At 62.9% G+C, this 23,114-nt stretch carries 15 protein-coding genes; 7 read left to right on the top strand and 8 right to left on the bottom strand.

Annotation, left to right across the window (positions count from 1 at the left end; translation table 11 throughout):
• Window positions 1-60: 60 nt before the first annotated feature.
• A complete protein-coding gene (locus tag V5A20_RS03435) occupies window positions 61-840 on the bottom strand; it encodes an NRDE family protein (RefSeq protein ID WP_332315497.1) in 780 nt (259 codons plus the stop codon).
• Window positions 841-897: 57 nt separating this feature from the next.
• Window positions 898-1,485, bottom strand: coding sequence for a class I SAM-dependent methyltransferase (locus V5A20_RS03440; protein ID WP_332315496.1), 588 nt, complete (start codon window positions 1,483-1,485; stop codon window positions 898-900).
• Between the two features lie 162 nt (window positions 1,486-1,647).
• Here V5A20_RS03440 and aroB point away from each other — a divergent pair, with 162 nt between their 5' ends.
• From aroB to rnr, 3 genes are all read left to right on the top strand, one after another.
• Complete coding sequence (gene aroB / locus V5A20_RS03445; RefSeq protein WP_332315495.1) at window positions 1,648-2,730, top strand: 3-dehydroquinate synthase; 1,083 nt, start codon at window positions 1,648-1,650, stop codon at window positions 2,728-2,730.
• A gap of 89 nt (window positions 2,731-2,819) precedes the next feature.
• A complete protein-coding gene (locus V5A20_RS03450; protein ID WP_332326716.1) occupies window positions 2,820-7,658 on the top strand; it encodes a translocation/assembly module TamB domain-containing protein in 4,839 nt (1,612 codons plus the stop codon).
• 130 nt (window positions 7,659-7,788) lie between these two features.
• Window positions 7,789-9,897, top strand: coding sequence for a ribonuclease R (rnr, locus tag V5A20_RS03455; RefSeq protein ID WP_332326721.1), 2,109 nt, complete (start codon window positions 7,789-7,791; stop codon window positions 9,895-9,897).
• Between the two features lie 59 nt (window positions 9,898-9,956).
• Here the strand turns inward: rnr and V5A20_RS03460 are convergent, their stop codons facing one another.
• The 4 genes from V5A20_RS03460 to porD all read right to left on the bottom strand — a co-directional run bounded on the left by V5A20_RS03460 (window position 9,957) and on the right by porD (window position 14,382).
• Entirely contained in the window at window positions 9,957-11,231 is a 1,275-nt protein-coding gene (locus V5A20_RS03460; RefSeq protein WP_332315493.1) for a DUF1015 domain-containing protein, read from the bottom strand.
• A 154-nt stretch (window positions 11,232-11,385) separates the two neighbouring features.
• Window positions 11,386-12,138 (bottom strand): phosphatase PAP2 family protein, encoded by a 753-nt coding sequence (locus V5A20_RS03465; protein WP_332315492.1) that lies wholly within the window; start codon window positions 12,136-12,138, stop codon window positions 11,386-11,388.
• A gap of 3 nt (window positions 12,139-12,141) precedes the next feature.
• A complete protein-coding gene (recA, locus tag V5A20_RS03470; RefSeq protein ID WP_332315491.1) occupies window positions 12,142-13,218 on the bottom strand; it encodes a recombinase RecA in 1,077 nt (358 codons plus the stop codon).
• Between the two features lie 255 nt (window positions 13,219-13,473).
• Window positions 13,474-14,382: a type IX secretion system protein PorD gene (porD, locus tag V5A20_RS03475; RefSeq protein ID WP_332326717.1), complete on the bottom strand. Its 909-nt coding sequence runs from the start codon at window positions 14,380-14,382 to the stop codon at window positions 13,474-13,476.
• 266 nt (window positions 14,383-14,648) lie between these two features.
• On the opposite strand from porD, the gene V5A20_RS03480 reads away from it, so the two are divergent.
• From V5A20_RS03480 to V5A20_RS03490, 3 genes are all read left to right on the top strand, one after another.
• Window positions 14,649-15,437, top strand: coding sequence for a hypothetical protein (locus V5A20_RS03480; RefSeq protein WP_332326718.1), 789 nt, complete (start codon window positions 14,649-14,651; stop codon window positions 15,435-15,437).
• A gap of 12 nt (window positions 15,438-15,449) precedes the next feature.
• Window positions 15,450-17,552 (top strand): ComEA family DNA-binding protein, encoded by a 2,103-nt coding sequence (locus tag V5A20_RS03485; protein WP_332326719.1) that lies wholly within the window; start codon window positions 15,450-15,452, stop codon window positions 17,550-17,552.
• Between the two features lie 414 nt (window positions 17,553-17,966).
• Window positions 17,967-18,350 (top strand): response regulator, encoded by a 384-nt coding sequence (locus V5A20_RS03490; RefSeq protein WP_332315487.1) that lies wholly within the window; start codon window positions 17,967-17,969, stop codon window positions 18,348-18,350.
• 110 nt (window positions 18,351-18,460) lie between these two features.
• Here the strand turns inward: V5A20_RS03490 and V5A20_RS03495 are convergent, their stop codons facing one another.
• Both V5A20_RS03495 and V5A20_RS03500 read right to left on the bottom strand, forming a co-directional pair.
• On the bottom strand, window positions 18,461-18,793 hold the full coding sequence (locus tag V5A20_RS03495) for a hypothetical protein (protein ID WP_332315486.1): 333 nt from the start codon (window positions 18,791-18,793) through the stop codon (window positions 18,461-18,463).
• A 157-nt stretch (window positions 18,794-18,950) separates the two neighbouring features.
• Complete coding sequence (locus V5A20_RS03500) at window positions 18,951-21,908, bottom strand: hypothetical protein (protein WP_332326720.1); 2,958 nt, start codon at window positions 21,906-21,908, stop codon at window positions 18,951-18,953.
• Between the two features lie 179 nt (window positions 21,909-22,087).
• Here V5A20_RS03500 and V5A20_RS03505 point away from each other — a divergent pair, with 179 nt between their 5' ends.
• Window positions 22,088-22,732, top strand: a complete 645-nt coding sequence (locus V5A20_RS03505; protein ID WP_332315484.1) for a hypothetical protein — start codon at window positions 22,088-22,090, stop codon at window positions 22,730-22,732.
• The last annotated feature ends 382 nt before the right edge of the window (window positions 22,733-23,114 follow it).

A 23,114-nucleotide genomic window follows, 5' to 3' on the forward strand; every position in this document is an offset into this window, starting at 1 on the left:
TCAGACTCTAGGCTTGTGAAGAGCGTTCAGCAAACAATTCCCAACCAGCGGGGAAGCAGACTACCCGACGGAGCGAGTCGGCAGATCGAACGAAACGTCACAGGTGTTTACGGAAACCCCGTACTCGAAGCTCCGCTCAACGAACGTCACTCGGCCACTGCGATGAACGAGAAACACGGTCGAGGCACGGGTGCCATAGGACTCGTCTCCATCGATAAACGGCGGTGAGAGCAGCCGCTCTGTTTCAGGCCCCAGTCCCGTTTCGGGCAACTCATCGTCCGGTGCGGGTCGACGGTCGTTGAGAATATCGAGAAGCGCTTCGGGCGACAACTCTCCTTCGTTGAGAAGGGTGTTCAGCCGCGAGGTGGTTCGCTCCACCTTGGGCCATGGGGCGTCGAGGTGAGCGTTGCTCATGCCGTGGATCCCGGGCTCTACAGCCTGGGGCGGGCCGTCTCGATTTGAGAAATAGAACGTGTCCTCGGGCGTTCCAACGAGTAAATTGAAGCCGTCGTACCGGTCCGCCTCTGCTTCCACCCTTCGAAGATACGCGCCAGGGGGCGGTTCTTCTTTCAAGTAGTCCGCTACGAGACGACCCCGTGAGGGGGCATCGTCCCGGTGGGGGCGCTCATCCCGCACGTTTGTCACCGTGGCCCAGTGCCCCCGACGTGTTATGCCGAGCCAAGTGCCCCCTTCCTTCAGGTCTCGCCCCGCCAATACGTGTGGCGCCCCGTCCCAGAAGGCAGCCGGGGCCGTGGGGCGATCAAAAAACTCGTCCCGGTTCCCCGCAAAGATGAGGGGATACTCCGAGTGCACGGTGTTGGCAAGAAGGATCAAACACATGACGCTGAGCGGTAGAAATCGGTATCGGAGCGGCGATCCCCGTTACGACGGGTGAGTTTATGGATCTGTGCCGCCACCCTTTTCTATCGCAAACAGGCGAGGCGGATCGTTGCTCCGGTTCGAGAACCTGTACGACAGGACCCGAAACTGCTCTTGTGGCAATGCCGACGCCCAGGACTCCACGACCCGCGCCTCTGCCTCGCCGCCTTCATGGCCCGTATAGGCCACGACCGTGATGATGCCCCCCGGGCGAAGCACCTCGGCGCCGGCCGCCAACGCCTGCCGGGTGGTCTCAGGCTTCGTGATGACTGAGTGATCGCCCCCCGGCAAGTACCCCAGGTTGAACATGACCGCCCCCACCCGTCCACGCTGCGTCTCCCCCAGTTCGTGGAAAAGCGTTTGATGTCCTCCGTGCACCAGCCGAACGGACGCGGAAGGGACTTCTTCCCGGAGGCGCCGGCGCGTCTCAACGAGGGCTTCCTCCTGGACATCAAACCCCACGACCTGCCCGGACGGTCCGACCGTGCGGGCCAGAAAGGCAGTATCGTAGCCGTTTCCGACCGTCGCATCCACCGCGGGCTCGCCTTCATTGAGGGCTCGCCCCGCAAGGATGTGCGCGAACTCTAGGATTGGGGGGATCACCATATTGGGAGCACGAACGACCTACAGCAGTGAGTGCAAGCAGTCCGACACGAGGCGGACTCAGCGCCGCTCCATCAAACTCCTCGAATTTCGCCACGACGAAGAATCTCACCCCCCGCACGTCCGTGGACGCACAAAAGATCTACATTGAGACCGATCCTACCCATGGCCGTTGATGTCGACCTCGACGAGCGAAGTTACACCGTCCACTTCCAATCCCTCGCCCTCGTTCCAAGGCTGTTGGAGGAAGCGGGCCTGTCTCCGGGCCGCTGTTTTCTCGTCACCGACGAGAACGTGGCGCAGCACTACAAGACGCCTCTGGTCAAGGGCCTTTCCAACGAAGGCTGGACGGTGCGTTCCAACGTGCTTCCTCCAGGGGAGCAGACCAAATCGGCCGCCGCCCTTCATCGCCTTTACGACGACGCCCTTGCCTGGGGCATCGACCGGCACACCCCTGTGCTGGCACTCGGGGGCGGCGTCATCGGCGACCTGGCCGGGTTCGCCGCGGCAACGCTCCTGCGGGGCCTGCCTCTCGTCCAGTTGCCAACGTCCCTCCTCGCGCAGGTCGACGCCTCGGTGGGCGGCAAGACGGCCATCAATCACGACACCGGGAAAAACCTCATCGGTGCGTTTTACCAACCCGAACTCGTTTGCGCCGATCCGCACACGCTCGACACCCTTCCGATGCAAGAGTATACAAGCGGAATGGCTGAGGTGATCAAACACGCCCTCATTTACGACGCCGAACTCTTTGGGGCACTGGAAAATCACCTCGTTCCCGTGATGGCCCGGAAGGATCGCGAGCGGATTTCAGGGGTGATCGAGAGCGCCGTGCGCGTCAAGGCAGCGGTGGTGAGTGCCGATGAGCGCGAAGAGGGGCGGCGCGCCATCCTGAACTTCGGCCACACCTTTGCTCACGCCCTCGAACGGGTGGCGGGATACGGCGCGTTCACCCATGGCGAAGCCGTCGCCCTTGGAATGCGGGCGGGCCTCTACCTCTCTCACCAACGCCATCCCAGTGCGCTGTCCCGAGACCGGCTCGACCACGTGATTCGCGCGGTGCCCGTTGCGGCCGACCCCACCGAGGTGCCGTTTTCAGACCTGTACGCGGCCATGTCCGCAGACAAAAAGAACGAGGGAGGCACCATTCGCTTTGTGCTTCTTCGACGGCTGGGCGAGGCGTACGTAAGTGGCGACGTAACGGAGTCGGACGCCCGGCATGCGTGGCGGTTCGCGTGTTCGAACTGAAACGCCACCTCTGCTTCGTCGTGTGAGTATCACGTGTATAGCCCTATTCTCAATACGCACGATTTCCCCCTCGGCCCCGCCCCGCTCTTGTGCCCAACCGCTCTACGCGCCGCTCTCTCACCCAGCCGCTGTGGCGAGCCTTCCGCGTCGCTTTCGGCGCAGTCCTGGTGGGCACGGTTTTCTTTGTGGGCCTCACCCGGACGGACGTTGGTCGCGACCAGGTCCGTCAGCAGCTCGAGGCGCAGTTTAACGACCGCGTACAGGGCACACTCTCGATCGACTCTCTAAGCGGGAGTCTGATTACCGAGATTGTCGCCGATGGGGTGGAGCTCCGAGCGCCGTCGGGCACCCTCGTCGGGACGGTCGAATCCATTCAGGTCACCCCGCAGTGGGCCAACCTCCTCACCGCGGATCTCTCCATCCAGTCTCTTTCCCTAGTTCGCCCCCACCTCTCTCTCCACCGCGACTCTGCAGGGACGTGGAACGCTGCGAATGCCTTTCGGCGCGTTTCGTCCTCCTCCACAGGTCCCTCCATGGATCTGACCATCGCGGATATCGAGGTCCAGCAAGGCCGCGTGACTACGTCTCGCGACGGGCCCGCGCCCAACCTCGTCCAGGAAAACTGGCTGTTCGACTACACGCAGACGGCAGTCACGAGGGTCTCGTTCACCGCCATCGCGCAGTCCACCGGGACGGATCGCTTCCTCGACCTCAACAACGCGTCGTTTTCGGTACCGGGCCAAGACCTGCGCGCATCATTTTTTGAGGGCCAACTCCAGCAGACGGCAGACGGCTGGTCGATGACAGAGGTGGACTTGTCGCTAGATGCCACCCGAATCCGAGGCAGCGCGACCGTTCAAACCAACAAGGCGGATGCCCCCCCTCCGCAGGTGTCTTTGAATCTCGACCGGAGTCGGATCGACCACGACGAGGTCCAGCGGATCTTTCCCCGGCTTCCACTAGCAGATGTCATCACCCTCGAAGGCACCCTTGAAGGCACCGCCCGTCGCCTCACCGCAGACGACGTGACCGTTACACACAACACTTCCATCGCCACCCTGAACGGAAGCGTCCGGCGGGCGTCTACCGGCCTGCAGCTGGACATGCGTCTCGCAACGGGTCGCTTCACCCCCAGGGACATCCGAGACGTGTGGCCGGACGCTCCACCGCTGCCTACAGCCCGGGAGGAGGCCTTTACCCTTACCGGATCGCTGGAAGGGACGATGGCCTCTCCCCAATCCGACGGACGTAGTTTTGATCTCGCAAGTCGTCTCGCCATGGAAAGCCCATACGGAGCGGTTGCGGGGTCGCTCGCAGTGGCTCGATCCGCTGACTCTTTCGCCTACGAGGCTTCACTCGAAGCGGACAGCCTTGACCTCGCCCCCCTTACCGGTCGCCCCAGCCTGGCAAGCCGATTGTCGGGGCAAGTCGAAGGAAAAGGAAGCGGATCCAGCCCCCAACTCAGTGCTGTGGAAGCGTCGGTCGACCTGTCACTCACGGGCTCTCGGTTTGCCGGCCGGTCGTTCGCCTCCGCCACAGGCACCCTCACGATTGGGAGCGACAGCACCAACGGCTCCCTCACGGTTCGACAGGACGACGGCGGGCGCTTGAACTTGGTGGGGGCGGCCCACCACAGCGCGCGCCGTCCCGGCTATGCCGCCACCGTGACCGGCTCCAAGTTAAATCTGGAATCCGTTATGGGGCCGTCCGCCCCTTCCACACACCTGAACGCGCGTCTCACGCTCGGGGGAACCGGAGGGACGTGGAAGTCCCTGGCGGGCACGGCCACGCTTCAGGTGGACAGCTCACGGGTGAGCCGTGGAGACAGCACGATTGTGCTTCCTCCCCACTCTGCCACCCTCCGCCTGGCCGACCGGACCGCCGACCGTCCCCGGCTCAAAGTCGGCGGCTCGGTGCTCCGTCTGAAGGCCGACGGCACGTCGCTCGGGCCGTCGTTCTGGACGGCGGCACAGACCTGGGGCACAGGCCTTCAGACGGCGATTCAGCAGGAACGGGACAAGCCCATGCCCTCCGGTCCACGTCGGTCCAAACAGCAGCCCTCCCTGTATTCCCCGCCCGACTCTTCGTCTCTCGTGTCCCTCCAGACCCAATCGCCGCGGCAGGTCCGCGCAACGGTTCGGGTCCTACAGCCCAGAATTCTGCATGCGTGGTGGCCGGCCTTTCCCGAAGAGGCCAAACGCTTGACCGCCGAAACACACCTCGCGCTTGGCCCCGACAGCCTCCGATCCACTGGACACGTCTCCGCCGAGTTTCTTCGGACGAACGCAAGCACCGCAACCGATTTCAGGGCCGAATACGGCGTGTCCAGCCACCTTGGCGCGCCGCTCGCACAATCCACAACGATTACCGCGACCGTTTCCGCAACGGACGCCGCCCTGGGCGGTGCCCCCCTCAAGGATGTGACCGCCGCCCTTACGTACGGCGGCCGCACCGGACGGCTCCAACTGGAGGCCGATAGCCTCGGGATTGCGAACTCGACGCGCCTGTCCGGCGACATCCTCATTACACCCAGCACGAACGAGCTGCGCCTCCGGACCCTCTCGACCACCGTCGAGGGGGCCGAGTGGACCAGCGCGTCCGCCGCGTCCCTGCGGGTTTACTCGGACGCCCTCGTCGTCACACCTTTGGTTCTCCAGCACCCTCACCCGACCACACCGTCCCCCCAGCAAGTCCGAATTGGGGGCATCGCCTCGGCGCGCTCAGCAGACCGGCTGTCGCTGGAAGCCCAAAACGTGCACCTCCCTCCCATCTCGAAAACGGTAGGGCTCCCGTACCTCATCGGCGGTACCCTGAACGGCGAGGTGCATCTGCGGAGCGCGCTAGGCCGCCCTCAATTGGAGAGTGATGTGGCGGTGCAGCACCTCTCCTTCGACCGTCGCATTCTGGGCTCTGCCCAGCTTCGACTCTCCTACGAGGCAAACTCTCCAGATCTCCAGATAAAAGGCCAGCTTCGTGCGGAGGCCCAACGCATGGAGGCGTTGGAACGCTCCGCACTGGTGTCCTCAGAGGCTCGTGCGGTCGAGCCCAATGACATTTCCGTGTCCGGGCGCGTGCGCCTACCAGACGGGCTCTACTCCGCGGCCACCGAACGCACGTCGGCCCTGCCGTCGGGCGAGACCTTGGACCTTGCCGTAGACATCGATCGGGCTGACCTGTTCTTCCTTCGATACATCTTCGAAGAGCGCGTTGCCGGAGTCCAAGGCTTCGTTCGCGGACCGCTCCACATTGGCGGTCGGATAAGCGATCCCCGGTTCGAGGCAGACTTCGACATCGTGAACGGGGCCGTCGAACTGCCGGTCTTTGGATTGGCCTACGAAGTGGAAGGCCCGGTCGAGGTGGACAAACAGGGGATCCACGCCCGCACGCTCCAGGTCCAGGATGATGAGGGAACGGCCACCGTGGACGGGAGCATTTTGTTCAACGACTACCAGTTCTTCTCTTTCGACTTGTCGGCCTCGCTGGACGGAATCACCGTGATCGACGTGTCGCAGGCCGAAGACCTTCCGTTTTACGGTCGTATTCGCGGCACAGGCCCCCTCCGCCTCACCGGCCCCCTGCCGGATGCCACCCTCGCATCGAACGCGGCTCGGACGACGCCCGACAGCGAACTCTACATTCCCGTCTCTGGTCGGTCGGTACAACAAGATGCGGGCTTCATCGTCTTCGCCGACTCGACGGGCCAGCCTCCCTCCGTGTCGCAACTGTCGCGCCGCCCCAACATCTTGGCCGACCGTCCGGAGGGGGTGCCTTCGTTTGTGGAGGGCCTCAACCTTAATCTCAACGTTACGGCTCCGGACGAGTCTACGGTCAACCTCGTCTTTGATCCGCTGGTCGGAGACGTGGTGACAGTTGTGGGAGCCGGACGGGTTCAATTGCAACGGGAAGAAGGGGACTTTTCGGTCTTCGGGTCCTTCGAAGCAACCAGCGGTACCTACCTGTTCACGGCCGGGGAGGTGTTTGTGCGTCGGTTCAGCATCAACGAGGGCACCATCACCTGGGACGGCAGTCCCACGAATGCCCAACTGGACCTCGATGCCGAGTACCGCACCCGCGCCTCCCCCTCCGGCCTGCCCGGCTTCGACAGCAACAGTGGACGGATTCCCGTGACTGTTCAACTGGCCATCACCGGGCGTGTGGCCTCGCCGCAGGTGGACCTCAGCCTGTCGATGACGCGGAGCGAGGAGCGCAACCTCATTGGCTCCGAGACGCTGGACGCCATCTTGAACCAGCCCGCCCGCACTACCGAGTACGCCACCAGCGTGCTGTTGACGAACACCTTCCTGTTCACGACCGAATCGATCACGCAGAATGGTGCCGCCGGCCCCGACGGGGAAAGCAACCAGCTGACGACGGCAGGCAACCAGCTGGCCTTCAACAGCGTGTCTCAGCTCGTCTCGAGCCAGCTCAACCGGTACCTTGGCCAAGCCTTTCCCAACGTTGATCTCAACTTCGGCGTGCAGGGGGAGGACCCGAGCAATCTCGATCTAATCTACGGGGTGGCGCTGCGCCTGCTCAACGAGCGCCTGATCATTCGGGGCGAGGGGTTGTATACCAACGACGATCCGGCCGAATCGGATGCCCAGCGCGCCGAGGGGCCGCAGGGGGAGTTCGTGGTGGAGGTGCGACTGAGTCCCAGCGTCAGTGCCAAGGTCTTCTACCGGCGGACCGGGGACGAGTTGACCCAGAACCGGGCCCTCACGAGCAGCCGTGGGGCCGGCGTGTCGTACCAGACCCAGTTCTCAACCTGGCGGTCGCTCCTGCACAGCATCTTCGGCTGGATGTTGCCCGGCGACGACCCGTCGGACGACGACGAGACCGTTCCAGTTGCCCAGCCGTCCCTCTCCCCGCCCGACTCCACCGCCTCAGCCGAAGCACAAGAGACCACCTCCGAGGGCGAGCCTCTGTGACTTTTTCGTGCGGTTCGAACGCGGACGGGCAGGCCGTCGTTGCGCATTACAAGATTCATACTGATTCCTTCTTTCAGCACAGAATTCTACCGCCATTACGAAGACGCAAGTTGACAGTCTCCGACAGGACATTCTCGCCTTTCTGCAAGAACACCCCAACGACGCTCATCGCTCCCACGAGATCGCCGAGGCACTCGAGATTGAGGACAACGAGACCTATCTCCAGTTCTGCGACGTGCTTGCAGAGATGACCGCCCAGCAGCTCGTGAAGCGAGACGGCCGAAAGTACAAGACCAAGGCGAGCACCACCCGCCGGCACACGGGCGTCCTCCAGTGTCACGAAAACGGCTTTGGCTTCGTTCAGGCCACGGATCGAGACGAGGAGTTCTTTATTCGGGAGGCAAACATGGGCGAGGCCCTCCACGGAGATCTCGTCCGCGTCGCCGTGGCCGCCCGGGCGCCGGAGGACAAAAAGCGCGAGTGTGAGGTCCTCGAGGTGGTAGAGCGGCGCTGTACCAAGGTGGTTGGCACCTTTCGCCACCGCAGCGACTTCGCATTCGTGGAGCCGGATGATCAGCGCATTCTGCAAGATATCTACGTCACGCCGGAGGCGTTCAGCGGCGCGAAAGACGGCGAAAAGGTCATGGTGTCCATCGACCGGTTTGACGACCGGAAGGCATCCCCTGAGGGCCGCGTCCTCCAGGTCATCGGCCCGTCGGACGACCCGAACGTGCGGGTGCTATCCCTCGCCATGAGCATGGACGTGAAGGCCGACTTCCCCGACGAGGTGGAGGCCGAAGCTAAAGACATTTCTGTCGCAATTCCCGAGGATGAGATCGAGCGCCGTCGCGACCTGCGCGACAAGCCGATCTTTACGATCGACCCGGTCGACGCAAAGGACTTCGACGATGCCCTCCACGTCGAGAAGCTCGACAACGGCCACTACGAGGTCGGCGTCCACATCGCGGACGTAAGTCATTATGTGGAGCCGGACTCGGCCATCGACGCGGAGGCGCTGGAGCGCGGCACGAGCGTGTACCTCGTGGACCGCACCATCCCCATGCTCCCCGAGAAACTTTCGAACAAGGTGTGCTCGTTGCGGCCCCACGAGGACAAGCTCGCCTTCTCCATCCTCATGGAAGTGACCCCGCAGGGCACCCTGGTGGACTACGAGATCTGCGAGACGGTCATTCACTCCCAGGAGCGCCTCACCTACGACCGCGCCCAGGATTACATCGAAGGGGGCTACCCCGAAGACAAGATGGCGGCGGACGTGGTGCAGGCCAACCGGCTTGCCAAAACCCTCACCCAACGCCGAATGCAGGACGGCGCCATCGACTTCGGCTCCGACGAGGTGAACGTCATCCTGGATGAGGACGGCACCCCCACGAACATTGTACGGAAAGAGCGCCTTCGGGCCAACCGGCTCGTGGAGGAGTTCATGCTGCTCGCCAACCGGACCGTCGCGAAGCACATCGCCGCGCCGGAACACGTCGCCCGCCACCGCACGAACGGCACCGACGAGCCGCTGCCCTTTGTGTACCGGGTGCACGACAGTCCCGACAGCGAGGAAATTCAGCAGCTCGCCGAGTACGTTCGCGTGTTCGACCACGAGCTTCCCCTCACCGACGGCAATGCACGCTCTTCGGACCTTGGGGCCCTCATCGATGAGGTTCAGGGGGAGCCGGAGGAACAGGTTATCGTGCGGGCAGCCCTGCGTGCCATGTCGAAGGCCGAATATGCCGTCGGCAACATCGGCCACTACGGCCTTGGCTTCGACTACTATTCTCACTTCACGAGCCCCATCCGGCGGTACCCAGACCTCATGGTCCACCGGCTACTCAAACGCTACGCCAAGGGCGGGGCCCCCGCAGACGTCGAAGACCTCGCGGCCCGGTGCGAGCATTGCTCGGAGCAGGAGCGAAACGCCGAGCAGGCCGAGCGCGAGTCTGTCAAGCTCAAACAGGTCGAGTACGTGAAAAACCACGTCGGCGAAACGTTCGACGGGGTCGTAAGCGGCGTGACGAAGTTTGGGGTCTTCGTCGAGATCACCGACCTTCTGGTCGAGGGACTGGTCCACGTCCGCGAAATGGACGACTACTACGTGTACGACGAATCGACGTACACGCTTCGGGGCGAGAACAACGGCACTTCCTACCGGCCCGGCGACTCGGTCCGTGTAGAAGTGGCGAGCGCCAGCGTCGAAGACCGTGAGATTGACCTTCTGTTCGTGGACTAGCCCCCCATTCCCCCACTGGGGCAGCCACTGGGGCTACGGGACCCGTATAGGACCCGCTTTTAGATTGCAGGCGTCACCGACGCATCGTCGGGCACGTCTTCCGCAAAGTCGTGCACCAGTAGTCCGCTCCGGAGCTTCGGCTCGAACCAGGTGGACTTCGGCGGCATCAGGCTGCCCTCGTCCGACACCGCAACCAGCTCTTCAATGCGGGTCGGGTACATGCTGATGGCCAGCTGGGCCGCCCCGGTCGCCACCCGGGCCTCCAGCGCATCTGTCCCCCGGATGCCACCCACGAAGTCGATGTTGGGGTCCCGGCGCTGATCGGTGATGCCGAGCCAGGGCTCGAGAAGATGCTCGCTTAGGCGCGACACGTCCAACCGATCGACCACTCGGTCCCCCTCCGTGTCCGGGAGCACCAGCCGGTGCCAGGCCCCATCCAAATACAGGCACACGGTTCCTTTCTGGGCCGGCACCGGGTCGTCGACGTCCCGCTCCAGATCAAAGTCGCGAGCCAGGTGCTCCAAGAAGTCGCCGGGCGACGAGGGCAGCACATGGACGACCCGGTTGTAGGCCATGATGTGCATGTGACTCATCGGGAAGAGGACCGCGGTAAACAGCTCGTATCCGGGCACGTCCGCCTCATCACCCGGCGCGGTTCCTTCAGATTGTCGCAGCGTCGCCGCGGCTCGACTGGCCGCCTTGCATCGGTGGTGTCCGTCTGCGATGTAGAGGTGCTCCACGGCCTGAAACGCCTCGACGAGCGGGCCCGGCGCCGAGGCCTTCCAGACCGTGTGCCGCACGCCATCGTCCGCCTCGAAGTCGTACAGCGGTTCTTGCGCCTGAACGTTCGACACGAGCGCATGAATCGTCTCGTCGTCCCGGTACGTCAGCATGACGGGCTCGGCGTGGGCTTGCTGGGCGAGGATGTGCCGGGTCCGGTCGTCCTCTTTGGCCGGACGCGTCTCTTCGTGCTTCACGATGGTGCCCTCGTCGTACTCCGCGACCGATACGCCCCCAAACACGCCAATCTGTTCGCGGCCGTCCATCACGAGACGATAGACGTAAACGGTGGGCTTCTCCTCCCGCAGCGTGTAGTCCGCCTCAACGAATTGGCGCAGGTTGACGGCCCCCTGTTCGTAGACGGCGTCCTCGTACAGCTCTTGCTCCGGAGACAGATCAATTTCGGGCCGGGCCACATGCAAAAAGCTGCGCGGCCGGTCCTCGGCTCGGGCGCGCGCCTCGGCGGTGTCGACCACGTCGTAGGGCACCGACGCAATTTCTTCATGGTGCTGGGGAAGGGGGCGCACGGCCCGAAACGGATGCACAGTGGCCATAGACCTTGGGGCCTTAGTGGCAAAGAAAACAGCGCTATTCAGTATACAGCCCAGCGTGTGAAGACGCACACCGCATTCGCCAAGGGAGAGGCCTCCCTTGCGTCTGCTGCGGAACGCCGGCGTCCGTCACGACGGGACAGAGGGCCCCGCGGATTCAGAAGCGCACCTGCAGAAACAGTGGAACGCCAAACGATGCATCCGAGGATGCACGGAGGGGCGGGGGCGTCACGGCGTGACGAAGCTGGTGGACGAGCAGCCCCACCCCGATCCCCAGAACGGCCCCGGCGAGCACGTCGCTGGGATAGTGCACACCAAGATGCACCCGACTCAGCGCAACCCCCAGGGCCCATAGTGCGCCGGGCGCCACCACATACCATCGTGGGAAGGACAGCCCCCACGACGTGACGAGTGCCGCCGATAAGGACGCGTGCCCCGATGGAAACGAGAGGTGTGCGTCTCCCGGGGCGGGCGGGCTGTGGCGGTCGGCGCGTGCTTCCAGCGGCCAGTGGACGTAGGGCCGGGCGCGCCCCACCGCGTGCTTTGCTCCGACGACGAGCCCGTACGTGAGCCCCTGGGTCAGGGTTAGACGATAGGCAGCAGCGCGGACGGCCGCGTCTTCAGTGAGCAGCGCTCCGCCCCACGCGGCCGGGACCGCCCCATAAAACGCGGGGCGGGCCGAGCGATGGGCCCCCCGTAGCCCCCCGGAAATCACGGGCTGGGTCGTGCAGTAGACGAGCCCGAGGCCCCGAAGGTCGAGCGATCGGTCAGGCGCCTCCGCACAGAAGGATGTGGTGGACGCACCAGACGAAGAGGGGGAAGACTGAGCCCGGGTCGGCTCTTCCCCCCCGACCCATACGAGAATGACGAGCAGCCAGACCGATCCCCGGGCACACCGTTGGGCAGCCATGGTCTACGCATCCTCCACGGCCGCCTCAGACTCTTCTTCACCGTCCCCCTCCTCGTCTGCATCAGGCTCAGCGTCCCCCGACGCAAGCCCAATCTCTTGGCGGATGGCCGATTTGATCGCCTCTCGCTGCTCAGGATTGTCCTCCAGCCACTCCTTCGTATTTTCGCGCCCCTGTGCAATGGTCTCGTCTTCGTACGAGTACCACGACCCCCGCTTCTGGAGAATGCCGTACTCCGTTCCAAGGTCAATCATTTCTCCGAGCGAAGAGATCCCCTCCCCGTAGATAAGGTCAAACTCCGCCTCCTTGAACGGGGGCGCAACCTTGTTCTTCTTCACCTTCACGCGGGTGCGGTTTCCCACGACCTCTTGTCCATCCTTCACCGCCCCAATCCGGCGAATATCCATACGGACCGAGGAGTAGAACTTTAGGGCCCGCCCGCCGGACGTGGTCTCCGGATTTCCAAACATCACTCCGATTTTCATCCGGATCTGGTTGATGAAGATCAGGGATGTCTTGGTGCGATTGATGGTGCCAGCCAGCTTGCGGAGGGCTTGACTCATGAGGCGCGCCTGCAGGCCCACATGAGTGTCCCCCATGTCTCCTTCCAACTCCGCCTGCGGCACAAGCGCCGACACCGAGTCGATCACGATCACGTCGAGCGCCCCACTGCGCACCAGCGTGTCGGTAATGTTTAAGGCCTGTTCGCCCGTGTCCGGCTGAGAAATGAGCAACTCATCCGTGTCCACCCCGAGCTGCTCGGCATAGTTGGGGTCGAACGCGTGCTCGGCGTCCACGAATGCAGCCGTGCCCCCAAGCTTCTGCGCCTCGGCAGCGATGTGGGTTGCCAGGGTCGTCTTGCCCGACGACTCAGGCCCAAAAACTTCAATGATGCGCCCCCGCGGTACGCCGCCCACCCCCAGAGCGTCATCCAGTGCGAGCGACCCGGTCGGGATCGCCTCTACTTCCTGGTGCGGATCATCACTGAGGCGCATGATCGCCCCCTCTCCATGATCCCGTTGAATCTGCTCAACGGCAAGGTCAAGGGCTTTTTCTTTTGCTTCTCCGTCTTTGTCTGACATATCGTGGCTGACACGGCTCGATCAAAAATATGCGGGCTTCGGTGGACGCTGTCCCCGCCCGACTCGTGAATTCGTAGACACGAAGCCGATACGGATCTAACGTATACGGGAGTTATCCCTCAAATCCGGATGACTGAACGGAGGAGACTCCCGGATGGTCCTAGAATCCACGGTCTGTACACATCATTCGAACATGCCCCGCCCCGTTTAGGACGAGGGGACAACGTTCTCATCGGCGAAGGCTTCAGAAGCCCCTCATTTCGTGAGCTGGTCGTACTGCGATGAGTGTGACGGATCCATCTGGACGAGAAGGCCGTGGGCCGTGCTCTCAACATCACTTCCTTCAAAAACCGCGGTGAGCTCTCGATTCTTCGTCGCGAAGAACAAGTTTAGGGCATAGGATTGGGAGAGGCGGTCATTCAGCGTTTCCAGCGACTCGAGAACCTCTATCATGCGCTCTCGTGCCGCGTCGGGCTCCTTCACAAACCGATCGAGGCCCTGCCGGTGGTACGTGTAATAGACGCGACGCAAGGGCTCGTGGCGCTGGGATTGAAGATCCGAAAGGAGCTGCGCTCGCGTTTGCTGCGTCCCCACCGTCGACCATCCTGGGTCCCCACTTCCTTCCGCCCGATCGGCCACGGTCTGGGCTTGGTCGAAGTAAGGCGTTCCCCCGAGCGCGCTGAACGTGTCGTAATCGTAGCCCAGAATCAGATAGGCGTAGAAGTCGAGCACCGACGTCAGCGCGTTGTACCGGTCGAGGTCGTGATTGAGAGACGATCCTCGACTGTACTCGAAGCGCCACTCCGGGTCATTCACCCGGGCCACGACCGAGGACTGCGAGGTTCCATGAATGGGCCGGCGGGTCGTCACGATGAGTCGGGCCCGAAACTCGGAAAGGTTGATCGACTCCAGGAGGACAACCTGCATCGAGCACGAGATCCGCTCGTGGGGACGAAACTCGTCGTCCGTCCACGAGCGGGTGTTCATGTACTCTCGAATTTGTCGTTCAAGGTCGCTGAGGAAGTCGAACTCCGACTCCGCCCCGCTGATCTGCGAGTCATCGATCTGCACGCGACACTGCAACTCTTGCCCGGCGGCGGGAGGGACGAGAAGCAGCATCCCCACAACGAAGAGCCCCCACACAGCCATCAGTGTCCTGTGCACGATCACAGTGGAAGACCGATGAGCAAGTGATGATAGGGTCGTACTACCTCTCTGCTCAGTTAGAGGTTTCTGCCTGTCTCCTTCGCTTTCGTTCCCGAAACCATCCCACGAAGAAGACCGCTGTGTCTTCGTTTCTGGGTCCTTGCTGTCGTTCTTTGTATTTGACTTTACAAATTTTAGACAGTACCGTTAGTGCATAGTCACATGGCCACAGTCGCCCCACTGCCATGCACCGTTTCTTGGGGCTTTTTGTCGTCGGATGCTTGATGGTCGGCCCGCCACCGATCCACGGTCAGTCTGCGTACGATCTGTTCGGCGGTGCCCGGTCATCTGCTCTAGGCTACGCCTCGACCGCCCTCACGGGGGCGGCCGGCGTGCATGCCAACCCTGCCGTTCCGGCCCGGCGCTCTCAGCGGGCGGTTTCGTTTTTCGTACGCGAGTCGTTTGGGCTCTCGTCCCTTCGGTACGGCTCCGTGACCGGAACTTGGCCCACTGCGTGGGGCAGCATCTCAGGAGGGGCCAGCACCTTTGGGGACGATGCGTACCGGGAGGTCCACTACAGTGTGGGCTATGCACGGGGGCTCTCCTTCGGGACCAGCCGTCGCATGCAGGTGGGTCTTACAGGGCGGTACTACCATACGCGCATCGAGGGGTACGGCAGCACTGGCGCGATCGGGGTTCACCTCGGCCTTCTGCTGCCGCTCCTGTCCACTCTGCACCTGGGCGCCCACGCCACGAATGTAAACGGCCCCTCGTTGGTCGAGGACGAGCCCCTCCCCCAAACGCTGTCAGTGGGGCTCCAGTACCGCGCGAGCGACCGCCTGACGGTTGCCATGGACGTGTACAAAGACCTGTCCTTCCCGGCCGCCGTGCGGGGCGGGCTGGAAGTTTCTCCACTGTCTGTACTGGCCCTACGTGCCGGCGCCACCACCAGTCCCACCCGGTTCACCGGTGGCGTAGGACTCCGTCTCGACTGGATACGGATACACATCGCCGCCGAACAGCACGCGGCCCTCGGCTGGTCTCCTTCTGCATCATTGGACGTTTCCTGGTAGAAGAGCGTTTCCATGTGCCCGGCCTCGCCCCCCTTCCACCGTACGTTAGCGGCACTGATCGGCCTCCTTCCGATCATCGGGCCGACTCCGGCCACTGGGCAGTCTCGCCAAGACACGCTGGAGACGGACACGACAGAGGTCGCCTCGACTCTCGAGTCCGTCCTGGATGCGCTCAACACCGCAGACCGGACGGCCACTCTGGCGGCGGAGCAGTATGCCGACTTGCGGGCGCGTCCCCTCGTTCTCAACCAAGCGTCCGCCGCGGACCTATCGGTGCTCCCCGAGTTGTCAATGAAGGACGCTCATCGCATCGTGCAGCACCGCGACACACACGGACCATTTGATTCGGTCGGTGATCTACAGACTGTGGACGGGCTCGACGCCGCAACGATTCGGGCCATACGGCCATTTGTGCGCCTCGGCCCCGGCGCTCCGCCGTCGCTGTTTCCCGCGTTCGGCACCATCGTGTCAAACCTTACATTCAGCCTCACGCAGCGATACTCGCGGCGGCTCGATTTGGGCCGTGGCTTCCACGAGGATCGCTTCTTGGGCCCTCCGGGACGCTTCACGACCCGTCTTCGGCTCGACCATGAGCGCCGCCTTCAACTTGCACTGACGCTCGATAAAGATCCCGGCGAGCAGTTCCGATGGGCGCCCGACACACAGACCTACGGATTCGATCACGTGACGGGAAGCCTCGCCCTCCGCGACCTCGGCCCCTTCGAGACGTTCGTGGTTGGCGACTTTACGGCCCAGTTCGGCCAGGGCATCGCCCTTTGGCAGGGCCTCCGGTTTGGCAAGGGGCGAGACCCGATCGCCCCGGCCCAAAAACGCGGGCGAGGGATTCGTCCGTACCGCTCAGCCTCGGAGACGAACTTTTTCAGAGGACTGGCCGGGACCATAGGACTGCCGGGAGGATGGGTTCTAACGGCCTTCGCCTCGCGCCGACACCGGGACGCGTCGGTCGATTCCTCATTCGCTGATGCCGAGGGCCCACTTCCGGTGCGGACCGTGTCGGGCAGCGGACGACACCGGACCCCCAATGAGCTTGCCCGCAAAGGAACATTTGGGGAAACGACAGTCGGGGGGGCACTGGAGTATCACCGTTCTACGCTCCGACTGGGGATCACAGGGTACCGCGCGCGCTTCTCTCGTCCCCTTCGGCCCGGAAACACACCCTATCGGCAGTTCCGGGTCGCAGGGCACTCAACCTCGATGCTCGGGGCGTATGGAACCGCCTTCTTGGGAGACTACACGCTGTTCGGCGAACTCGCCCGCTCGCCCCGCGGGACGTATGGCGGCCTCCTGGGCGCTGCCATGGACGGGGACTACGCGGAGGCAATCATGGTCGGGCGTCGGTATCCCTACGACTTTGCCTCCTTCCACGGAAACGCGTTCGGCGGTGGACGCCGCCCCCAAAACGAACTCGGAGTCTACACCGGCCTTCAGCTCCGTCTGGCCCCGAATTGGACCCTCGGAACGTACGTCGACCAGTATCGCGCGCCCTGGCTCCGCTTTGCCGTGCCACGTCCCACCACGGGTTGGGAGGCGCGTGGGGTCCTCAAATACGAGCCTCGCCCCTGGCTCTCCAGCTACCTGCAGGCGCGGGTGCGCAGTGAGGAGGTGGGCACCGAATACCAAAGGGGGGGCCGTCGCCTCGAAGGCCTCCAGCGAGAATACCGCCGATCCGTGCGCTGGCATACTGAGTATTCGTTCAGCGACGCCCTGACCGTGCGAACACGGGTCGAACTCTCTCAACACTCTACGCCACAGACCGACTCACAGGGGTTTTTCTTGGCCCAGGGTCTTCGTTGGCGTCCTCATCCCGCCATTACCACCGACGCGCGAATTGCGGTGTTTGACACGGATGGATTTGCAGCTCGGATCTACGCCTACGAGCACGACTTGAGGTACAGCTTCTCGGCACCGGTATTCTTCGATCGAGGTCGCCGATCGTACCTTCTAATTCGATACAACCCGTTCTCCTCGCTGACGCTCGAGGCCAAGTACGGGGTTACCCGCTATGATAACCGTACCAAAATCGGCTCCGGCCTCAATCGAGTGGACGGAACCCGGCGCCGCGAAGTGCGACTTCAGATCCACTGGACCCTGTAGGACAGCAGTCAAGGTTGCGTCTCCATGGAAGTCTGGCATGATAATTGGTCAGAAAACCTTATGCGGATCCTCGAGCCCGCCGACACATTCGCTCTTGTGGTTCCCAAAGCGATGCGTCTTCAAAAGGTCTAGATTTCACCCTTTAGGCCTCGCTGCCTATTGTTCTGAGAGCCGCTTCGAGGATCCTCCACCGCCATTCTTTCTAACCGAAGGTCGCCCGCTAACCAGGATCAATGTCAGTCTGACCTGACGATCGGGCACCGGCCATCGGAACGAAGCGGTGTTCTCACGAAACACCCCCTAGGATATTTTTCGGAGAATCAGACCGATCCAGCAAACGCAGTAGAGACCCCAACTTACGGACGAAGCCTCCACCCCGTCGTTTTCTCTCGGCTCTCCCCCCCCACCTGCCTTATGCCCTCCTCGAAGCGCCCCCGCATTTTGGCCGTGGAAGACAATTCGGAAACGCAACTCTTGCTCGAACACCTGCTCAAGGAATCGTACGATACGAAGGTAGTGCCCGGCGTCAAAGAGGCCTTGAGCTCGGTCGAAAACGGATCCTTCGACGTACTACTGCTCGATATAAACCTTAGCGAGGACCAGACAGGAACGGATTTGCTTCATCTCATCCGAGAACAAGACGGAATGGCCCAAGTCTCGGCCATTGCCCTCACAGCCTATGCCATGCCGGGCGACCGCGAAGACTTTCTTGAAAAGGGGTTTGACGAGTACGTCAGCAAGCCGTTTACCCGAGACGACCTGACGGAGGCCATCGAGAGCACGCTCAATCCGGCATAGTCGTCGTCTGAATCCCAAAAAGCAAAGCCCAGGGCCCACTTCGGGCCCCGGGCACGAGGTCATACCCCAAACACGGCGTTGCGTGAAGCAACGAGCAGGTTCGGTCTTGTCTAGTTCACACAGGTGGCCTTGAGCGTGTCACGTCGATCTGAGAGGGTCGCTTCCCAGTCGGACTCATCCACCGGCTTGTCCCCTTTGAAGTATTCCCACTCGTCTACGCTCTCGTCGGAAACCACCACCGGATTCGACATGTGGGCCACGCGTTTGAGGACAGGCGATGTCCCCATCTGATGGACAAATGTGATGGTGCACTCGCCATCGGCCGTCTTCTCCTTTACCGACAGCCAGTTGTCGCCACAGACTTGGCAGCTGTAAAACCGAGATTCTTGCTCTTCCCCAATCAGATTGTCGAATTCATCCTCTTCTTCGAAGACGACCTGCATCGGACGCAGACTTTCGCATCCACACGTCTTGCAACGGAGCGTTTCCATACAGGCAGAACGGACTGGTGAACAACCAATGCGAGCCAGTTAACGCTCTCCCCCGACACAAGTTCGTCCAGGCGCGCTAAAAGCCAACAGAGGGCCCCTTCCCTCTGCACTAGCGCCATACCAGATCGAGGTCGCCGGGCTCCAACCGTACCGCAGCCCCAATCTGGAGATCAAACTCAAGGGCATAGAAGAAGCGAAACTGAAGCCCAAGCCCCGCCCCCACGGAGGAGTAGGTAGGGCCGGCGGCGCCGACCTCCGTCAGCGTCTGGCCAAACCCATAGCCGTAGAGCGCTTTCGCATAGAAAGGGACAAGGGTCGACCCATCGTCGATGTACCAGAGCGGCTGCGTAACCTCCGCCCCGAGGCGAACAAACGAACCAGCCCCGAGCGACACGTCTTCGTAGCCTCGCGGGACAAACTGACGGGTGCCGAGCACCGCTCCGGCATTCTGGGACAGCACCCCTACTCCCAACCGCACACCGGTGTGGCTTCGAAGGGAGAGCGGCAGGTAGGCATCCACCTCCGACATGAGGGCCCGGCTTGCCGGCACGTCCCGCGCCCAAGCGTCAATCTCAGCACGGGTTTGGACCACGAGGCCTTGATTGGGCACGAGGTCCCGCGGGTTCTGCTGCACACGATGTGCCCAGGCCGCCCGAGGCAGCAGCGTCGCGCGGTCGCGCCACTGGCGTAGACGCGTCGCGCGGTCCGCCGCCAGGGTGCGCAGGGCAGAGCCAAAGTACCGGGTTTGTCGATACTCGGCCCCCAATGACAGGGACAACGCACTCCGATACACATTGGACCGAAGCCGAACAGGAACCCGCATCCTGAGGGACACGCCTCGCTCCTCGAATCCAACTCGTGCGGCACGCGTCCGCCCCTCCACCCTGCGCCGTACCGGCAGGGTCTCGGGAGTATTGAACGCCGTAAGCGACGGACGCAAGAGCCACCGGCCCGTCTGGGCAGTCGCCGAGCCCCAGAATCGCCCGTCTTGCCAAAATCCGTGTCCCCGATAGCGCCATCGCCCCAGCGGGTCGCTCCCCGCCACCCCAACGCCGACCCCCATCCCGAGGCGCTCAAAGCGATCCGCTTCGGGCTGATCGGCCTCCTCCAGATCAAAGGCAAGAGTGGGAAACACCATGCGGGGGGCCAGGTGACGCCAAGCCTCGTACGAGCGGCCTGGCCCCAGGCCTGAAGACTCGGGGGACTGCACGCGACGGGAGGGCGGCTGAGGCGACTGCTCGCCCAGAATGACCTGCGCAGAGTCGACCACCGGGGCCGACTGCGGGCGAAAGGGAATGCGGGCAAGCTCGTGTCGCTCGTGCCGGTATTCGACAAATGCGACCGACTCGCGACCGGGAGACAAGGTCGGCTCGAACGCCCCAAACCTGACGTTCGTAAGGCGGCGAACATTGCGTTCCTGCGTGTCAAACGCAAAGACATTGACGGGGCCCCCGAGATCGGCCGCAAAGAGCAGATAGCGGCCGGCGGGTCCCCAACTGATATCGTAGAGGACCGCGTCCCGCAACCCAAGCCACGGTCGCAGCCGGGGACGCTTCTGTCCGGACGGGTCCGCCCGGTAGAGTCGCTGCGTGCCCTCTACATTTAGCAAAACAGCAATCTCATGTCCCGCTGGGGACGGCGCGATTTGCTTGAAGCGGGTTCGCTCGAAATCAGTTAGGGCCGTCGCGGAGTCTTCCTGCACCGTAGCCCACTGGCTGAAGGCCCCATCGTTCTGGACAGCCCAGAGTGATCCGTCCGGGGCCTCGACCGGTGCAAAGACGCGTCCGTCGTCCGTAATTTGGGTAGCGGCGCCATCGCTCAACCGCACCCGCTCGGCCTCGGCCACGTCTTGCGTAGGCACCCAGGGGTTCGGTACGTACCGGGACGCGTAGAGCGCACTCGTGTCCCGACTCAAACTGTAGGTGTAATCCTCTGTGATCGACTGCACACGAATGAGAGACCGCTGCCCCGACTCAACGTCGACCCGGTAGAAGCCCCGTCGGACATCGTATCCGTGCAGATAGGCCACCAGGGTATCCTCATCAAGCCAGTAGGGCCGTCGGTAGTTGCGGCCGGGCTGGCCGGCGATGCGGCGGGCATCGGTGAACGGGCGGCGACGGTCCAAATCCCGCTGATATGCGTCCCTGAGCGTTGACCGCAGATCGTCGGCAATGCGGCCGGGGGGCTCTCCTAGGCCGCTCCACAAGCTTACCCCAAACCCCAAAAATGGAAACTGGTGATGGAGGGCCGTGGCCTGGCGAAAAAACGAGGTGCTGGTCGTGTCGGACTGCTCGGCCCAAGACTCGAAGGCGTGCGCACCACCAATGTAAAACCGGTTGAAGGGCTGCGTGTAGCCAGGGGGCTCCAACATCTGGGTGAGCGACCAGGGGTCGTCGGACAGCATGGCCGCCCGCATCTTCATGGTGAAGAGAGGTGCGTTGAGGCGGCCCGCCCCCTCCTCAATGCGGCTCTCGCGGTAGACGGCGGCGCCCTCCAGCACGCCCCGTGGCGCTGTGAGGTTGCTTGCCCGTGCCACGTCCGGCGCGAAAAACCGGAGAACGGATCCATACCCAAACCCCGAATCAATCTCCGCCTGAGCCGCATGGACGAGCTCGTGCGGCCCCACAATCGCCGGCCAGGAGGATGCTCGGGCAACGAGAGCGTCGTCCCGAAGACTTGGGGCCTCGATCTCTTGCTTGAACGGAAAGGGCGTGACGAATCCGTTCGACCGGTCTGAAAAGCCATCGACCACTACGGGCATACGAAGAGACGAACGCACTCCCATGAGGGCAGCCGTTCCGTCCCGGGTGCGCTCCAGAGCCCGCCGAATGCGCCATGCAGAATCTTCAGTCCCCTCTTGGACGATAAAGTCGAAAGGATCGCCGGGATACGTCTTGTACTCGACCTCGGACGGCCGATAGGTTACGGAATACACGTCGTCGGTGCCCTGCGTCACCTGTTGCGCCGCACTGGGGTGAGCCCCCCAGGACAGGCTCATCGCCGCCACCATGGCCCACACGAGTCCCCACCGGTCACTTGCCGAGACCGCCTCAAAACCCCAAGACAAGACAAACCGACGCATCGAGAATGGGTGGGTGTCTGAACTGCTGTGCGCGTGAAGCGTAGTGCTAATTCAATCCATGGCCGCCGGGGCTGAGGACTCTTCTGTTTCGGCCTCTTGCAGGGTCGAATCCCGTTCCGGTCAGGCCTGCCCTCCGAGTACCCCCTCTAGTTTCGTTCTCCCCGATGACCTTCACCCTCGAAGCTCGCTGGTTTGGCCCGGCGCCCCTTCCCGACGCCCTCCGCGAGTGGTTCATGACGTTGGGATCGGTGGAGACAACCACCCAGACTGACCTGTATTTGCCCACCGAAGATCCTGCTCTCAACCTGAAGATGCGAGACGACCAACTCCAGATCAAGCGGCGTCTCGCCGGCCCGCTTAGCACTGCGTTCAGCAACATGGCAAGGGGGCGCTGCGAGCAATGGGGAAAGTGGAGACTGGACCTTGCGGATCCTCCTTCGAACCTCTGGGACGACGACCCCACCGACCTATGGGTGGCCGTCGAAAAGACGCGCCATCAGCTGTCGTTTGCCCCAAACGAACAGCGTGTTCTCACAGAGGCCCTTCCGACAACGCCCCCAGCCACCCTTGAAGCTGAACTGACGACTGTTGAGGTCGCCGAGGATGCTGCCTGGACCTTGTGCTTAGAAGCGGAAGGACCCGTGCCGAGTCTGGTGGACACGCTTACGGCAGCCGGACCGGTCGTGTTGGACGAGACCCTGCCGATCCCCCTGACCACCGACCAGTCTTTCGGGTACATGCGCTGGCTGCAACAGCACCCCGCCATCACGACACGCCCCGCCTCCAGCGTGCAAATTCCCCGGAGCTAACCGGTCAATGCGGCCCCCCAGCGCTAGCTGAGGAGGACCAGCTTCCCTCAAAGACGGAAATATCAGCCCCCTGTTTCGTCGTCGAATGGCCCATCTCTGTCGAGACGGGCATCGCCCAACCTGTTTTGGAGCACAGGCTCTCTTCATTTTGAGAAGCTATTTGGTGGATTGATGTTTGGCCGATACGAGCCTAGCGACTGACGAGCCGTAGCCGACGAGTAAACGCAGTGGGCGACGCTGCAAAATGGTGCCCAAATGAGTCTCTGCAGCGGGGGCCGAGCAAGAGAGATCATGCCCTAGTGAGCCACCGGACGAATGAAGAAGCCATTTTGCGCCAGGAACGCAGTGACCAAGGAGTTCCCAGGCTGCACGAGATCCACGA

The sequence above is a fragment of the Salinibacter sp. genome (assembly GCF_036626415.1).
Taxonomy (GTDB): Bacteria; Bacteroidota; Rhodothermia; order Rhodothermales; family Salinibacteraceae; genus Salinibacter.

Excerpts from the sequence above, each read along its gene's own strand:
- V5A20_RS03490 (WP_332315487.1), top strand. The coding sequence starts at position 17,967 with ATGCCCTCCTCGAAGCGCCCCCGCATTTTGGCCGTGGAAGACAATTCG.
- V5A20_RS03505 (WP_332315484.1), top strand. The coding sequence starts at position 22,088 with ATGACCTTCACCCTCGAAGCTCGCTGGTTTGGCCCGGCGCCCCTTCCC.
- V5A20_RS03465 (WP_332315492.1), bottom strand. The coding sequence starts at position 12,138 with ATGGCTGCCCAACGGTGTGCCCGGGGATCGGTCTGGCTGCTCGTCATT.
- V5A20_RS03435 (WP_332315497.1), bottom strand. The coding sequence starts at position 840 with ATGTGTTTGATCCTTCTTGCCAACACCGTGCACTCGGAGTATCCCCTC.
- V5A20_RS03480 (WP_332326718.1), top strand. The coding sequence starts at position 14,649 with ATGGTCGGCCCGCCACCGATCCACGGTCAGTCTGCGTACGATCTGTTC.
- V5A20_RS03485 (WP_332326719.1), top strand. The coding sequence starts at position 15,450 with ATGTGCCCGGCCTCGCCCCCCTTCCACCGTACGTTAGCGGCACTGATC.
- V5A20_RS03495 (WP_332315486.1), bottom strand. The coding sequence starts at position 18,793 with ATGCAGGTCGTCTTCGAAGAAGAGGATGAATTCGACAATCTGATTGGG.
- aroB (WP_332315495.1), top strand. The coding sequence starts at position 1,648 with ATGGCCGTTGATGTCGACCTCGACGAGCGAAGTTACACCGTCCACTTC.
- V5A20_RS03440 (WP_332315496.1), bottom strand. The coding sequence starts at position 1,485 with ATGGTGATCCCCCCAATCCTAGAGTTCGCGCACATCCTTGCGGGGCGA.
- recA (WP_332315491.1), bottom strand. The coding sequence starts at position 13,218 with ATGTCAGACAAAGACGGAGAAGCAAAAGAAAAAGCCCTTGACCTTGCC.
- V5A20_RS03460 (WP_332315493.1), bottom strand. The coding sequence starts at position 11,231 with ATGGCCACTGTGCATCCGTTTCGGGCCGTGCGCCCCCTTCCCCAGCAC.